Genomic DNA, 16451 nt, shown 5'->3' on the forward strand with positions numbered 1-16451 from the left:
ACGGAGATGGTGATGCCGGGAGACAACGTGCCGCTGACGGTCGAGCTGATCACGCCGGTGGCCATGGAGAAGGGCTTGCGCTTCGCCATCCGCGAAGGCGGACACACGGTGGGCGCCGGCACCATCTCGGAAGTGCTGGACGTAGGGAAATAGGGAACGAGGAATCAGACAGGCATGCGCGAGATCGTCACATTGCAGTGTACCGAGTGCAAGGACCGGAACTACTCGACCACTAAGAACAAGAAGACGACGCCGGACCGTCTGGAGTTTTCCAAGTTTTGCCGTAAGTGCCGCAAGCACACGCCGCACAAGGAAACGAAATGAAGAGATTGAGTCATTGAGTCATCGGGTGATTGAGTCATTGAAAATCGCGCCGTCAGTGGGTTTTTCGATCACTCAATGGCGCAATGACGCAATGGCTCGATGGATTCAGGGGCGTAAGCTCAACGGTTAAACTGCCGGTCTCCAAAACCGGACTTGGGGGTTCGAATCCCTCCGCCCCTGCCAGTTTCGAGGAGCGCGGGCCGCGGGCGAAAGCCGGCGGCAGCCCGAAGGAGAAGGCGGAATGGCGAAGTCGGCGGTCGCGGAGTTCATGGAACAGGACAGCCTAGGCGGCAGGATCAAATCGTGGCCGGAGCGCGTTCGGGGCTTTGGCACCGACGTGTACTCCGAGATGAAGAAGGTGACCTCGCCCTCTTTCAAGGAGGTGCGGGCCACCACCGTGGTGGTGCTGATCACCGTGTTCCTGTTCGGAGTGTTTTTCTTCGTGGTGGATGGAGTGGTGGGCACGGCCATGGAGCGTTTCCTGAAGTACTACGGACACTGAGGATTTTGAAGACGTGACAGGGATGAGCGACGAAACCGAAAACCAGGCAACGCCGGAGAGTACGCCGGTGGAGCAGCCGCCGGCGGAAGCCCAGGCGGCGGAAGGTGCAGGCGAAGCGGCCGAGGCGGCGGCGCCCGCGCCTCCGAAGAACCCGAACATGCGGTGGTACATCGTCCACACCTATTCCGGCTTCGAGAAGAAGGTGCGGGAATCGCTGCAATCGCGCATCCAGGCGTTCGGCCTGGAGGCGAAGATCGGCGGCGTGCTGATCCCCACCGAGCCGGTCACGGAAGTGCGCGGCGGGAAGAAGTACACCATCGAGCGCATGTTTTATCCCGGCTACGTGCTGGTGGAGATGGATTTGACCGGCTTTCGTTCGGGCGGCGAGGGGGACCACGTGTGGCACGTGGTGAAGTCCACGCCCCGGGTGACCGGCTTTGTGGGCACGGCCAATGACCCCACGCCGCTCTCCGAGGAAGAGGTCAACCAGATCGTCTACCGGGTGGCGGTGGGCAAGGACAAGCCGCGGCTCAAGGTGAAATTCGAGAAGAACGAGGCGGTCAAGATCACCGAAGGCCCCTTCGCCAGCTTCACCGGCGTGGTGGACGAGGTCAACGAGGACCGCGAGACCCTGAAGGTGATGGTCACGATTTTCGGCCGCTCCACTCCGGTGGAGTTGGAGTTCGGCCAGGTGGAAAAGACGGCGTAGGAAATTGCGTGGCGCGGCCGTCCTCGGCCGCGGAATTTTGAATTCTGAGTCAAGGAAGCACGATGGCAGTCAAAAAGGTCACAGGATCGGTGAAGTTGCAGATCGCGGCGGGCAAGGCGACCCCGGCGCCGCCGGTGGGGCCCGCGCTGGGCCAGGCGCAGGTCAACATCATGGAGTTCTGCAAGCAGTTCAACGCCAAGACCAGCGCCAAGGAGTTGGAGGGGCTGATCATCCCGGTGGTGATCACGGTGTACCACGACCGCACCTTCACCTTCATCACTAAGACGCCGCCGGCCGCGATTCTTTTGAAGCGCGCCGCGGGCGTCGCCAAAGGCTCCGGGACGCCCAACAAGGAGAAGGTGGGGAAGGTCACGGAGCAGCAGGTCGCCGAGATCGCCAAGCAGAAGATGCCGGATCTGAACGCGGCCTCGCTGGAGTCGGCCATCAAGAGCATCAAGGGCACGGCGCGTTCGATGGGGATTGACGTAGAGGCATAGGGAATCAATCACACCGACCACGGCGCCCCGGTTCATCGGGGCCGCGGTGGAAGACGAAAGTCGAAGAGGAAGCGATGACGAAAGCGGGCAAGAACATCACCAAGGCGCGGGCGGCGGTCGAGCGCAGGCCGTACCCGCTAAGTGAGGCCGTTCCGTTGCTGCAAAAGGTGAAGTACGCCAAGTTCGACGAGACGGTAGAGGTCACGATGCGTCTGGGCGTGGATCCCAAGCACGCCGACCAGATGGTGCGGGGCACCGTGGTGCTGCCGCACGGGCTGGGCAAGTCGAAGAAAGTCCTGGTCATCACCTCGGGCGAGAAGGTGAAGGAAGCCGAGGAGGCGGGCGCCGACATCGTGGGCGGCGAGGAATTGGTGGAGAAGATCCAGAAGGAAAACTGGACGGATTTCGACGCCGTGATCGCCACCCCGGACGTGATGAAGTCCGTGGGGCGGCTGGGCAAGATACTGGGGCCGAAGGGCCTGATGCCCAATCCCAAGACGGGCACGGTCACCTTCGACGTGGCCCGGGCGGTGACGGAGATCAAAGCGGGCAAGGTGGAGTTCCGCACCGACAAGACGGCGCTGGTGCACGTGCCCGTGGGCAAGATGTCGTTCGCGCCGGAGAAGCTGGTGGACAACGCCACCACGGTCATCTCCAGCGTGATCAAGGCCAAGCCGGTGGCGGCCAAGGGCAAATACATCAAGGGCGTGACGCTCTCCTCCAGCATGGGGCCGGGGATCTCGATCGACGTCGCGGCGCTGGAAGCGGCCTCCAAGGCATAGGGACGAAAGGGAACCAGATGGCAGTCACCAGGGCGAAAAAAGTCGAGCAGGCAAAGCAGCTGAACGCCGACCTGAAGAAGGTGAGCAGCCTGATCGTGGGCACCTTCAGCAAGCTGACCGTCCCGCAGGACTTCGCGCTGCGCAAGAGCGTGCGCGCGGCCGGGGCCCGCTACCGCGTGGTCAAGAACACGCTGGCGGAGCGCGCTGCCAAGGGCACCAAGGTGGAGGAGGCGCTCAAGAACCTGACGGGCGTGACGTCCATCGCCTTCACCGAAGGTGATCCCGTGGCCCTGGCCAAGGCGCTGGCCAAGTACGTCAAAGACAACCCGGAGTTCAGCTTCCGCGCCGGAGTGGTGGATGGCCGCCTGGTCTCGCAGCGCCAGATCGAGGCGCTGGCCTCCCTGCCCTCGAAGGAAGAGTTGTACTCCAAGTTGCTGTTCTTGATGCAGTCGCCGGCGCAGCGGCTGGCCACGGTGGTCAACGCTCTCGGCCGCGACGTGGCCGTGGTGCTGAACCAGGGCGTGGAGAAGAAAAAGTTCAAGGAAGCCTAGGTGGGAGGGCACGACTTGGGTCGTGCCGATACGGCTTCTTTAGGAAACCGGGGCTTTAGTCCCGGAGCAAAAATAGAACAGAGTTTAGAGGAGAACTGAAATGGCAGACTTGCAGCAGTTGGAAGAGCAGATTGTAGGGCTGTCGCTGCTGGACGCGGCGCAGCTGGTGAAGCGCCTGGAAGAGCGTTTGGGCGTCTCCGCCGCCGCCGCGGCCCCGGTGATGATGGCGGGCGCGGCTGCCGGAGCCCCGGCCGCCGAGGAGAAGACCGAGTTCGCCGTCATCCTGAAGGAAGTCGGCGCCAACAAGATCAACGTCATCAAGGCGGTCCGTGAAGTCACCAGCCTGGGCTTGAAGGAAGCCAAGGACCTGGTGGACGGCGCCCCCAAGACGGTGAAGGAAGGCGTCAACAAGGAAGAGGCGGAGAACATCAGGAAAAAGTTTACGGACGCCGGAGCCACGGTCGAAGTGAAGTGACGGCGATTTCCGCGGCGTGAGCGAGTCCCGCTTTGCGGGACGAGCGGGAGTCGCGGGCCGTCATCCTGAGCGAAGCGAAGCATCTCGCTCGGAGCGAACGATCTGGCTTCTGGCGTTACCGGCCGGCTTGCAACCGGCCTTGGAGAACTGGTTCTTACCCTGGCGCGGGAAAACACAATTCAGGCAGGGCTGAGCGTCGCCGGCGACGCCTGCGGAGAAGTCTTCGTCCGCGGGCGCCGCGGCTTGGCCTGCAATCTTACTGCGCAGCCTCAGCCGGCTGCGCCGCACACGCACTAGGAGCGATTGATGCCCAACAAAAGTATCGCCGTCCGTCACCGCTTTGATTTCTCCAAGATCCCAGCGTCCATCCAGATCCCCAACCTGATCGAGGTGCAGAAGCGTTCCTACGACCGTTTTCTGCAGATGGACCTGTTGCCCAGCGAGCGCGACGACAGCGGCCTGCAGGCGGTGTTCCAGTCCGTCTTCCCCATCACCGATTTCCGCAACGTCTCGCAGCTCGACTTTGTGGACTACGCCATCGGCAACTGGGAGTGCAAGTGCGGACACCTGAAGGGGCTGCATCACCTGCGCACCACCTGCAAGAGCTGCGGCTCCACCGTCATCACCGATCCCTTCCACCCCGGCGACGTGCTCTGTTCCAAGTGCGGCACCTATAACGCCAACACCCCCGATTTCTGCGGCAAGTGCGGCGACCCGGTCGGTCTGCAGCTCAAGTACGACGTCACCGAGTGCGAGGAGCGCGGCATGACCTACTCCGCGCCGCTCAAGGTCACCATCCGCCTCACCATCTTCGAGAAGGACCCGGAGACCGGCAACAAGTCAATCCGCGACATCAAAGAGCAGGAAGTATTCTTCGGCGACATCCCGCTGATGACCGCCAACGGCACCTTCGTCATCAACGGCACCGAGCGGGTCATCGTCTCGCAGCTCCACCGCTCTCCCGGCGTCTTTTTTGAGACCGCCAACAACCGCACCTACTTCCTGGGAAAGATTATCCCCTACCGCGGCTCGTGGGTGGAGTTCGAATACGACCAGAAGAACCTTCTGTACGTGCGCATCGACCGCAAGCGCAAGTTCCTGGGGACCATCTTCCTGCGGGCGCTGGGGCTGCGTTCGGATGAGGACATCCTGCGCACCTTCTACACCGTGGACCGCATCGCGCTGCGCAGCAAGAAGATCTACTGGACGCTCGATCCGGCCAGCGAGCTGCCCACCAACCTGGTGGGCCTGAAGCTCTCGCACCGCATCGCCGACAAGCATGGCAACGAGATCGCGCATGCCGGCCGCAAGATCACGCCCGCCATCGTGAAGGAGATGCAGAAGGCGAAGGTCACCGAGGTCGAGGTCGAGCCCGGCGATCTGGAAGGCGCCTTCACCACCGCCGACGTCGTGGATACGGCCACCGGCGAAGTGCTGTTGGAGGCCAACGCCGAGCTCACCGCCGACCGGCTGGCGCGCATTATGGATGCCGGCATCACCGAGATCCAGGTCTTCTTCCCTGAACGCGACGATGTGGGCACGGTGATCAGCGGCACCCTGCGCAAGGACTCGGTGAAGACGCCGCAGGAGGCGCTGATCGAGATCTACCGCAAGCTGCGTCCCGGCGATCCGCCGACCCTGGACACCGCCACCGCGCTCTTCCACGGCATGTTCTTCGACTCGCGCAAGTACGACTTCTCGCGCGTCGGCCGGCTGAAGTTCAACATCAAGCTCTTTGACAAGCACGACGTCACCAACCTGGACAACCGCACGCTCGAGCCCGACGATTTCTACGCCACCATCCGCTACCTGCTCAAGCTGCGCAAGAGCATCGGCTCGGTGGACGACATCGACCACCTGGGCAACCGCCGGGTGCGCGCCGTGGGCGAGCTGCTGGAGAACCAGTTCCGCATCGGCCTGGTGCGCATGGAACGCGCCATCAAGGAAAAGATGAGCGTGTATCAGGAGATGTCCACGGCCATGCCGCACGACCTGGTGAATGCCAAGCCGGTGATGGCCGCCATCCGCGAGTTCTTCGGCTCTTCGCAGCTCTCGCAGTTCATGGACCAGACCAACCCGCTCTCCGAGATCACCCACAAGCGCCGGCTCTCGGCCCTGGGGCCGGGCGGGCTCTCGCGCGAGCGCGCCGGGTTCGAGGTACGTGACGTCCATCCCACGCACTACGGGCGCATCTGCCCCATCGAGACCCCGGAAGGCCCGAACATCGGCCTGATCTCGTCGCTCTCCTGCTACGCCCGCATCAACGACTTCGGCTTCATCGAGTCGCCCTACCGCAAGGTGAAGGCCGGCAAGGTGCACGACTACGTGACCGTGGTCAACGCCGGCGACAGCGACCACAAGGTCGGCGACCACGTGGAGAAGCACGAGGTGGAGCGCCTCAACGCCGAGCTCAAGGAAGCCCGCCGCCGCCGGGTGGACTCCACGCCCTATTCCTTCTACCTCTCCGCTTGGGAGGAGGACCGGCACATCATCGCGCAGGCCAACGTGGAGCTGGACGAGCGCGGCCGCATCGTCACCGAGCTGGTGAACGCGCGCAAGGCCGGCAACTTCGTGCTGGTGGGCCGCGACGATGTGGACTACATCGACGTCAGCCCCAAGCAGCTGGTGTCGGTAGCCGCCTCGCTGGTGCCCTTTCTGGAGCACGACGACGCCAACCGCGCCCTGATGGGCGCCAACATGCAGCGCCAGTCCGTGCCTCTGCTGCGCGCCGAAGCGCCGCTGGTGGGTACGGGCATGGAAGGCGTCACGGCGCGCGACTCCGGCGCCGTGGTCCTGGCCCGCCGCAACGGCCTGGTGGATTCGGTGGACTCCGAGCGCATCATCGTGCGCGTCGAGGGTGAGCACCATCCCGGACAGCTCTCGCGCGAAGTGGGCAGCGACATCTACACCCTCACCAAGTTCAAGCGCTCCAACCAGAACACCTGCATCAACCAGAAGCCGGTGGTCAAGAAGGGCGACCGGGTGCTGAAGGGCCAGGTGATCGCCGACGGTCCCTGCACCCACCAGGGCGAGCTGGCGCTGGGACGCAACGTGCTGGTGGCCTTCATGCCCTGGCGCGGCTACAACTTCGAGGACGCCATCCTGGTCTCGGAAAAGCTGGTGCGTGAGGACTACTACACCTCCATCCACATCGAGGAGTTCGAGATCGAGTCGCGCGATACCAAGCTGGGTCCGGAGGAGATCACGCGCGACATCCCCAACGTCTCGGAGTCGGCGCTGCGCGACCTGGACGAAAGCGGCGTCATCCGCATCGGGGCCACGGTCAAGGCGGGCGACATCCTGGTGGGCAAGGTCACGCCCAAGGGCGAGACCCAGCTTACCCCCGAGGAGAAGCTGCTGCGCGCCATCTTCGGCGAGAAGGCCGGCGACGTCCGCGACGCCTCGCTCACCACCCCTCCGGGCATCGAGGGCACGATCGTGGACGTGAAGATCTTCTCCCGCAAGGGGCAGGAGAAGGACGAGCGCGCCAAGGCCATCGAGGCGGCGCAGATCGAGAAGCTGGAAAAGAACCTCTCGGACGAGATCCGCATCCTGAGCGACGAGCGGCTGAAGCGCCTGGAGCGCATCCTGGGCGGCAAGGAAGTCCAGGCCGACTTGCACGATGAGCGCACCAACAAGCGCCTGCTCACCAAGGACATGGTTCTGGACCGCGACGCCATCGAACGCATCTCCACCAAGAACCTGAAGCGCATCAAGTTCGCCGACAAGGACCCGCGGGTCAACGAGCAGATCGACGAGATCGAGGAGATGACCTCGCGGCAGATCGACGTTCTGCGCAAGATCGTGGACGAGAAGATCAGCAAGCTGAAGAAGGGCGACGAGTTGCCCCCCGGCGTCATCAAGCTGGTGAAGGTGTACATCGCCATGAAGCGCAAGCTCAGCGTGGGCGACAAAATGGCTGGGCGGCACGGCAACAAGGGCGTGATCGCGCGCATCCTGCCCGAGGAGGACATGCCCTATCTCACCGACGGCACGCCGGTCGAGATCGTGCTCAACCCGCTGGGCGTGCCCAGCCGCATGAACGTGGGCCAGATCCTGGAGACGCACCTGGGCTGGGCCGCGCATGCGCTCGGGGGCCGCATCACCGAGCTGCTGCAGAAGAACTCGCGCGCCGAGACCCTGCGCCGCGAGTTCAAGGCCATCTTCAAGGACACGGCCTTCGTGGACGGCATCGCGGCCATGGAAGACGACGAGTTGGAAGCCGTGGCCACAAGCATGAAGCACGGCGTGTACTTCTCCTCGCCGGTCTTCGACGGTTCGCGCGAAGGAGAGATCAAGTCGCTGCTGCGCGAAGCTGGCCTGCCCGAGTCGGGCAAGACCGACCTCCACGACGGCATGACCGGGGAGAAGTTCGACCTGCCGGTCACCGTCGGCTACATCTACATGCTCAAGCTTTCGCACCTGGTGGACGACAAGATCCACGCCCGCTCCATCGGTCCTTACTCGCTCATAACCCAGCAGCCGCTGGGGGGCAAGGCGCAGTTCGGAGGCCAGCGCTTCGGCGAGATGGAGGTGTGGGCGCTGGAAGCCTACGGCGCCGCCTACATCCTGCAGGAGCTGCTCACGGCCAAGTCCGACGACGTGTACGGCCGCACCAAGATCTATGAGGCCATCGTCAAAGGCGAGGCCGCCATCGAGCCCGGCGTGCCCGAGTCGTTCAACGTATTGATCCGCGAGCTGCAGTCGCTGTGTCTGGACGTGGAGCTCATCAAGACCAACGAGGGGCGCAAGAAGGAAGCTGCCGCGGCCTTGGAGTAAAGAGAAAACAGAAGTCGCAACCGGCAACTGAAGTTTGGAGGTTACCTTGTTCCGTTCGAGCCCGTACGACGTCGGTCATCTGACCGCCGACTTTGACGCTATCCGCATCAGCCTGGCCTCTCCGGAGAAGATCCGGAGTTGGTCGCATGGCGAGGTCACCAAGCCGGAGACCATCAACTACCGCACCTTCAAGCCGGAGCGCGACGGGTTGTTCTGCGCCCGCATCTTCGGCCCGGTCACCGATTGGGAGTGCCTGTGCGGCAAGTACAAGCGCATGAAGCACCGCGGCGTCATCTGCGACAAGTGCGGTGTGGAAGTCACGCTCTCCAAGGTGCGCCGCGAGCGCCTGGGGCACATCGAGCTGGCTTCGCCCTGCTCGCACGTGTGGTTCTTCAAGGGCCTGCCCTCGCGCATCGGACACCTGCTGGACATCTCCCTGCGCGACCTGGAGTCGGTGCTTTACTTCGAGGCCTACGTGGTCATCGAGACCGGCGACGCCCCGGTCAAGGAGCAGGAGATCATCAAGGAAGAGACCCGCTTCCGGGAACTCGACCAGCAGTTCCGCGCCACCGGCTTCAAGGCCATGATGGGCGCCGAGGCCATCAAGGAGCTGCTCAAGCGCGTAGAGATTCTTGAGCTCTCCGTCGAGCTTCGCGACAAGATGAAGCACGAGACCTCGCTGCAGAAGCGGCTGAAGTTCTCCAAGCGGCTCAAGGTGGTCGAAGCCTTCCGTAAGAGCGGCAACAAGCCGCAGTGGATGATCCTGGACGTCCTCCCGGTCATCCCTCCAGAGTTGCGCCCCCTGGTGCCTCTGGATGGCGGACGCTTCGCCACCAGCGACCTCAACGACCTGTACCGCCGGGTCATCAACCGCAACAACCGGCTCAAGAAGCTGATGGACCTGCACGCCCCCGAGGTCATCGTGCGCAACGAGAAGCGCATGCTGCAGGAGGCGGTGGACGCGCTGTTCGACAACGGCCGCCGTGGACGCGTCCTGCGCGGCGCCAACAACCGACCCCTCAAGTCGCTCTCTGACACCCTCAAGGGCAAGCAGGGACGATTCCGCCAGAACCTGCTGGGCAAGCGCGTGGATTACTCCGGGCGCTCGGTCATCGTAGTGGGCCCTGAACTCAAGCTCCACCAGTGCGGCCTGCCCAAGAAGATGGCGCTCGAGCTCTTTAAGCCGTTCATCTATCACCGCCTGGAGCAGACCGGCCAGTGCACCACCATCAAGCAGGCCAAGGAGATGGTGGAGCAGCAGGATCCCGTGGTCTGGGACATCCTGGAAGAGGTCATCAAGGACCATCCGGTGATGCTGAACCGCGCTCCCACCCTCCACCGCCTGGGCATCCAGGCCTTTGAGCCGGTGCTGGTGGAAGGCAAGGCCATCAAGATCCATCCCTTAGTGTGCACCGCCTTCAACGCTGATTTCGACGGTGACCAGATGGCCGTCCACATCCCGCTCTCCCCCGAGGCGCAGATCGAGGCCAGCGTGCTCATGCTCTCCTCGCACAACATCCTCTCGCCCGCCTCCGGACACCCCATCACCGTGCCCACGCAGGACATGGTGCTGGGCGTGTACTACCTCACCAAGTCCAAGCCCGGCGCCAAGGGCGAGGGACGCGCCTTCGCCAATCTGGATGAAGTGACGCTGGCTCTGGAAGCCGGCGCGGTCGAGACCCTCACCCCCATCCGCCTGCGCTACACGGGCGAGGTCATGGACCTGACCACCGCCTACGACGATCAGGACGTGCTGCACACCGAGCCGCTCAAGTTCGAGCGCCAGTACATCGCCACCACCGTGGGCCGCGTGATCCTGAACGACCACCTGCCCGAGGGCATGCCCTTCATCAACGGCCTGCTCAAGAAGAAGGGAGTCGGGCAGTTAGTGAACTACTGCTACCTGCGCTTCGGCCTGGAGACCACGGTCAAAATGCTCGACGGCGTCAAGTCGCTGGGCTTCCTCTATGCCACCAAGGCCGGGCTCTCCATCGGCATCGACGACATGGTCATTCCCCACCACAAGTACGCGCTGGTGAAGGACGCCGAGAAGCAGGTGTTCAACGTGCAGCAGCAGTACCTGGACGGCGCCATCACCGACGGCGAGCGCTACAACAAGGTCATCGAGATCTGGTCGTCCATCACCGAGAAGGTGGCGGACGAGATGTTCAGCGTGCTCCAGGAGCAGGACAAGACCGGGCACCTCAACCCCATCTACGTGATGGCCGATTCCGGCGCCCGCGGCTCCAAGCAGCAGATCCGGCAGCTCTCCGGCATGCGCGGCCTCATGGCCAAGCCCTCGGGCGAGATCATCGAGACCCCCATCACCGCTAACTTCCGCGAGGGCCTGACCGTGCTGCAGTACTTCATCTCAACCCACGGCGCGCGCAAGGGCCTGGCGGATACGGCGCTCAAGACCGCCGACTCCGGCTACCTCACTCGACGCCTGGTGGACGTGGCCCAGGACGTCATCGTCAGCGAGCAGGACTGCGGCACCGTGGACGGCATCTTCGTGGGCTCCATCGTGGAATCGGGCGAGATCATCGAGCCCCTGCGGGACCGCATCGTGGGCCGCGTCTCGCTGGAGAAGATCAAGGACTACGAAGGCGGCGTCATCGTGGACATCAACCACGAGATCACCGAGGACCTGGCCAGCGCCATTCAGGCCGCCGGCATCGAGCGGGTGAAGATCCGCTCCGTGCTCACCTGTGAGTCCAAGCGCGGCGTCTGCATCATGTGCTACGGCCGCAACCTGGCTTCGGGACGCATGGTGGAGCTGGGCGAAGCCACCGGCGTGATCGCCGCCCAGTCCATCGGCGAACCCGGCACCCAGCTCACCATGCGCACCTTCCACATCGGCGGAACTGCCTCGCGTGTCTCCGAGCAGTCGCGCCTGGAAGCCAAGAGCACCGGCATGGTGCGCTTCATCAATCCCCAGACCGTCCGCAGCAAGGAAGGCGGCCTGGTGGTGATGAACCGCAACATGTCCATCGCCTTGGTGGACGACAAGGGACGCGAGAAGGAGCGCTACGCCGTGGTCTACGGCGCCAAGCTCCGCGTCGAGGACGGCCAGGAGGTCGCCCTCGGCCAGTCCCTGGTGGAGTGGGACCCCTACACCTTCGCCATCCTCACCGAGATCGGCGGCGCGGTGCAGTTCAAGGACCTGCAGGAAGGTCTGACGCTGCACGAACAGGTGGACGAAGTCACCGGCCTCTCCCGCCACGTGGTCACCGACTCGGCCGACGAGAAGCGGCAGCCCGCGATTGTCGTCAAGGGCAAGAGCAGCAAGCGCTACCTCATGCCTTCGCGCGCCCACTTGATGGTCGCCGATAACGACACCGTGCACCCGGGCGACGTGCTGGCCAAGATTCCGCGCGAGACCACCAAGACCAAGGACATCACCGGCGGCCTGCCGCGCGTGGTGGAGCTGTTCGAGGCCCGCAAGCCGCGCGAGACCGCCATCATCAGCGAGATCGACGGCCTGGTGAAGTTCGGCGAGATCTCCAAGGGCCAGCGCAAGATCTTCGTCACCGCCGACAACGGCACGGAGAAGGAGTACCTTGTGCCCCGCGGCGTGCACGTCAACGTTCAGGAGGGCGAGCGCCTGAAAGCGGGCGAGGCGCTCATGGACGGTCCCCTCAACCCCCACGACATCCTGGCCGTGCTGGGGGAGAAGGAGCTGCAGGCCTACCTGGTCAACGAGATCCAAGAGGTCTACCGCCTGCAGGGCGTCAACATCAACGACAAGCACATCGAAGTCATCGTGCGCCAGATGATGCGCTGGGTGAAGATCGAGGATGTGGGCGACACCCAGTTCCTGCTGGAGCAGCAGCTAGACAAGTTCCGCTTCCGCGAGGAGAACGAGAAGGTGATCATGAACGGCGGCAAGCCGGCCACCGGACGCCCCCTGCTGCTGGGCATCACCAAGGCCTCGCTCTCCACCGACTCGTTCATCTCCGCCGCCTCCTTCCAGGAGACCACGCGCGTGCTCACCGAAGCCTCCATCCAGGGCTCGGTCGACCACCTGCGCGGCCTCAAAGAGAACGTCATCATGGGACGCCTGATCCCCGCCGGCACCGGCATGGAGTACTACCGCAACGTGCGGCTGGCGCCCGAGTTGGAAGAGGCCGCCGCCAAGGTGCAGGAGGAGGTCTCCGCCGCCTACGAGGAGGCCGAGCGCCAACTCGAGCTCATGCGCCAGGAAGGCGAGAGCGAGGGCGAGAGCGAGGAAGTCGTCGCCGAGTGATGCCTGGGTTCGGACTGTGGGAGCACGGTCTCTCCGTCCGTGCATCCCTCCGAAAGGAGCGATAACAGCGCATGTCGCCCCTGCTCCGCTTCGCCTCGCTGCTGCGGCGCGCCTGCTGGCGCGCCTTCGAGGACGACTGCTTCGCCCTGGCCAAGGCCGGCGCCTACTCCTCCGTCCTCACTCTGTTTCCCGCGCTGCTGGTCGTGGCCAGTGTCCTCTCCTATTCCCGCGAGACCCACCTCCTCGATGAGGTGGCCTCGGCGGTGGGCGCGGTGCTGCCCCCCGGTTCCAGCGCCGATGCCCTGAGCTACTTCAAGAGCGGCCAGCAGCGCCCCACGCGCCTGCTGATCTCCGCTTCCTTCATTACCTTCTTCGCCGCCTCCGGCGTGATGATCTCCTGGATGGACGGCTTCCGCCGCGCCTATCGCCTGACCAAGACCTGGGGCCTATGGAAGGAGCGCGCCGTCGCCCTCTTCCTGGTGGGACTCTCCTTCCTGCCCATGTCCTTCGCCACCCTGCTGGTGGCCTTCGGCAACCAGATCGAGACCTATGTCTCGCTGCACAGCCCCCGCGTCCTGGGCTCCTACATCTTTCTCCTGTGGACGGGCGGGCGCTGGCTCATTGCCACCCTCACCAGCATCGCCGTGATCTCGCTCATCTACCATCATGGCCTGCCCCGGACCCAGCCCTGGCATCGCGTGCTGCCCGGCGCCTGCGTGGCCACCGGCCTGTGGTTCACCGCCACCGTGATCTTTGCCTGGTATGTGAAGACGGTGGCCACCTACAATCTGATCTACGGTTCGCTGGGCGCGGCCATCGCGTTGCTCGTCTGGATGTACATTCTTTCCATCATTGTTCTGGTGGGGGCGGAGTTCAACGCCGTGCTCTATCCCCGTTCCGTCATCGAGCCGGCGGGCGACCAGACCTTCTTCCACCGGGAGGCCGTGACGCCATGACGCGCAAAGCCAAGATCGTCTGCACCATCGGGCCCTCCAGCAGCTCCGAGGCGGTGCTGCGCGACTTGGTGCGCAGCGGCATGGACGTGGCCCGGCTGAATTTTTCCCACGGCACCCACGAGGAGCACGCCCGCCGCATCGAGCGCCTGCGCCGCGTCGCCGAGCGCGAAGGCCGCTCCCTGGGCATCCTCCAGGACCTCTCCGGGCCCAAGATCCGCACCGGACGCCTGAAGTACCGCACCCCGGTGGCGCTCAAGGCCGGCTCCGAACTCACCATCACCCCGTGCGACGTCCCCGGGACGGCTTCCCTCATCTCCACCACCTTCCCGGAGCTGGCGCGCGAGGTGGAACCCGGGGCGCGCGTCCTTTTGGCCGACGGCCTCATCGAGTTGCGCGTCACCTCCATCCACGGCGACGACCTGGAATGCGAGGTCATCAACGGCGGCCTGCTGGGCGAGCACAAGGGCATCAACCTTCCCGGCACGCCGGTGCGCGTCCCCGCCATCACGGAAAAGGATCAGGAAGACCTGGAGTTCGGGCTGAAGCACGGCGTGGACCTGGTGGCCGTCTCTTTCGTGCGCACCGCCGAGGACGTGCGCGAGGCCAAGCGGCTGATCGCCGCCCGCCACGCCGACGTCCCGGTCATCGCCAAGCTGGAAAAGCCCCAGGCCATCGAGAACCTGGAGGAGATCCTCGACGTGGCCGATGGAGTCATGGTGGCCCGCGGCGACCTGGGCGTCGAAGTCGCGCCCGAGAAGGTCCCTATCATCCAGAAGCACGTCATCCGCCGCGCCGCCGAGTGGCGCAAGCCGGTGATCACCGCTACCCAGATGCTCGAGTCCATGATCGAGAACCCGCGGCCCACGCGCGCCGAGGCTTCCGACGTCGCCAACGCCATCTTCGACGGCACCGACGCCGTCATGCTCTCCGCCGAGACCGCCGCCGGCAAGTATCCCCGCGAAGCGGTGGCCATGATGGCCCGCATCGTCGCGGAAGCCGAGGCCCACATGCACAGCGGAGTCATGCGCCGCCGGCGGGACCGCGCGGTGCTCTCCATCTCCGAAACCATCTGCGAATCGGTCGCCCACGCCGCCCAGGACTTGGACATGCGCGCCATCGCCGTCTTCACCGAGACCGGCACCACCGCGCGATTGATCTCCAAGTACCGCCCCAAGGCCGGCATCTTTGCCTTCAGCGCTATGCCCGAGGTGCGCAACCGGATGAACCTGCTGTGGGGCGTCCATCCGCTGCCTTGCAAGCACGCGCCCACCGCCGACGACATGGTGCACGCCGCCGAGACCACGCTGCTGGAGAACAAAGCGGTCGATCCCGGCGACGTGATTGCCGTGGTCGCCGGCACCAGCCAGTCCTCCGGCTCCACCAACTTCCTGCGCCTGCACCGCGTCGGAGCCGAGCCCTCTCGCCGCCAGCCCGAGCGCCGCCGCGCGCCCCGCCAGAAGCCTTCCGACCGCGGCAAAGACTGACGCTCGGGCTTGCCTTAAGCGCTTTTCTCGCGATTGTCATCCTGAGCGAACCCGGAGCGCCGGCGACGGGCGAGTCGAAGGACCCCTATCCCAGGAGACAAACGAGAGGGCACGACTTCAGTCGTGCCGTACAGGCGTACTATGATCCAGGGGCTTTAGCATCGGAGGCGCATGCCCGAAGAATCCTCGCTGTCGCCATCTTCGAGCCCAAGAAGGGCAAGGAGAAGGAATGTCTCGCGGTCACCCGCGAACTCTTCAACTTCCTGCAGCGCAAGGGCTACGGCCGCGACCAGCTCTACCGCGACTCAGCCCACCCCAGCGTCTATCTCAACTTCCGCTGGTGGGGCTCGGAAGCCGCCGCTCGCCAGGCGCACCAGGACCCGGAGCTGCACGCCTTCTGGGGGCGCCTGGCGAAAGTCTGCAAGATCAAAAAGATTTACGAGCGGCTGGAAACAGTTTCGTAGCGCCGCCGTCTCGGCCGCGCCCGGCTCTAGGTGAGCAGCGGTCAGTGCACCCAGGGCCCGCGGGATTCCCCATTCTTCTTCTGCGGAGACTTGTCCCTGGGGTCGTGGTCCTCGGCCAGCGGGTCCACGTAGGTGCCGCCGCCGTGCTCACGCATGTATACCTCGAACTGCCGCGCGGCGCGGCGGCGCTTCCAGCGGTAGTACCAGTCGCGCAGGCTGAAGGAACGCTCCGAGGTCCGCGCCGGAACCCCGCGGCGCAGCAGCAGCTTGACGTAGAGAAATCCGAAGAACACCCCGCCCAGGTGCGCGACGCTGCTGCCGTTTCCCTGCAGCGCCAGCGCGATGGCCAGCAAGATCCACACCGCGACGAAGTATTTCGCCTTGATGGTGATGGGCAGGGGGAACAGCATCAACTCGCGCTCGGCATACACCACGCCGAAGGCGATGAGCAATCCGTAGATGGCGCCCGAGGCTCCGATGGTGGGCGCGTTGGGAGCTAGTCCCAGGGCGCCGCTGAAGGAGATGGCGATGGTCACCAGCGCCGCGCCCACCGCGGCGAAGAAGTAAAGCTCGAGGAACCGCCGGCGCCCCCAGTCGATTTCCAGCGTGGAGCCGAACATCCACAGCGCCAGCATGTTGAAGGCGATGTGCAGGATCCCGCCGTGCAGGAAGGCGTAGGTCA

Annotated in this window: 13 protein-coding genes and 1 tRNA gene; 13 read left to right on the plus strand and 1 reads right to left on the minus strand. The window is 64.5% G+C overall.

The annotated features are described in order from the left end of the window. The 13 genes from tuf to pyk form a co-directional block, all read left to right on the plus strand. Positions 1-153, plus strand: a 153-nt coding sequence (tuf, locus tag VGQ94_00880) for an elongation factor Tu (protein ID HEV2021061.1), incomplete at its 5' end; no start/stop codon positions are given. A gap of 21 nt (positions 154-174) precedes the next feature. Then, entirely contained in the window at positions 175-324 is a 150-nt protein-coding gene (gene rpmG, locus VGQ94_00885) for a 50S ribosomal protein L33 (protein HEV2021062.1), read from the plus strand. A gap of 107 nt (positions 325-431) precedes the next feature. After that, positions 432-507: transfer RNA gene (locus VGQ94_00890), tRNA-Trp, on the plus strand. Positions 508-619: 112 nt separating this feature from the next. Beyond that, on the plus strand, positions 620-826 hold the full coding sequence (gene secE, locus VGQ94_00895) for a preprotein translocase subunit SecE (GenBank protein ID HEV2021063.1): 207 nt from the start codon (positions 620-622) through the stop codon (positions 824-826). A 22-nt stretch (positions 827-848) separates the two neighbouring features. After that, positions 849-1535: a transcription termination/antitermination protein NusG gene (nusG, locus tag VGQ94_00900; protein HEV2021064.1), complete on the plus strand. Its 687-nt coding sequence runs from the start codon at positions 849-851 to the stop codon at positions 1533-1535. Between the two features lie 62 nt (positions 1536-1597). Next, a complete protein-coding gene (gene rplK / locus VGQ94_00905; GenBank protein HEV2021065.1) occupies positions 1598-2032 on the plus strand; it encodes a 50S ribosomal protein L11 in 435 nt (144 codons plus the stop codon). Between the two features lie 74 nt (positions 2033-2106). Continuing rightward, positions 2107-2814, plus strand: coding sequence for a 50S ribosomal protein L1 (rplA, locus tag VGQ94_00910; GenBank protein HEV2021066.1), 708 nt, complete (start codon positions 2107-2109; stop codon positions 2812-2814). A gap of 17 nt (positions 2815-2831) precedes the next feature. Then, positions 2832-3365 (plus strand): 50S ribosomal protein L10, encoded by a 534-nt coding sequence (gene rplJ / locus VGQ94_00915; GenBank protein ID HEV2021067.1) that lies wholly within the window; start codon positions 2832-2834, stop codon positions 3363-3365. Between the two features lie 100 nt (positions 3366-3465). Further along, entirely contained in the window at positions 3466-3840 is a 375-nt protein-coding gene (gene rplL / locus VGQ94_00920; GenBank protein ID HEV2021068.1) for a 50S ribosomal protein L7/L12, read from the plus strand. Between the two features lie 306 nt (positions 3841-4146). Then, a complete protein-coding gene (gene rpoB / locus VGQ94_00925; GenBank protein HEV2021069.1) occupies positions 4147-8619 on the plus strand; it encodes a DNA-directed RNA polymerase subunit beta in 4473 nt (1490 codons plus the stop codon). Positions 8620-8665: 46 nt separating this feature from the next. Then, entirely contained in the window at positions 8666-12865 is a 4200-nt protein-coding gene (gene rpoC, locus VGQ94_00930; GenBank protein HEV2021070.1) for a DNA-directed RNA polymerase subunit beta', read from the plus strand. Positions 12866-12936: 71 nt separating this feature from the next. Further along, on the plus strand, positions 12937-13821 hold the full coding sequence (locus VGQ94_00935) for a YihY/virulence factor BrkB family protein (GenBank protein ID HEV2021071.1): 885 nt from the start codon (positions 12937-12939) through the stop codon (positions 13819-13821). Continuing rightward, on the plus strand, positions 13818-15305 hold the full coding sequence (pyk, locus tag VGQ94_00940; protein ID HEV2021072.1) for a pyruvate kinase: 1488 nt from the start codon (positions 13818-13820) through the stop codon (positions 15303-15305). The genes VGQ94_00935 and pyk overlap by 4 nt, the downstream gene beginning before the upstream one ends. A gap of 505 nt (positions 15306-15810) precedes the next feature. On the opposite strand, the gene VGQ94_00945 is transcribed toward pyk, so the two are convergent. Then, positions 15811-16451 (minus strand): rhomboid family intramembrane serine protease (locus tag VGQ94_00945; protein HEV2021073.1); only part of this gene is annotated, 641 nt, incomplete at its 5' end.

This window comes from Terriglobales bacterium (assembly GCA_035937135.1).
Lineage (GTDB): Bacteria > Acidobacteriota > Terriglobia > Terriglobales > Acidobacteriaceae > DASYVL01.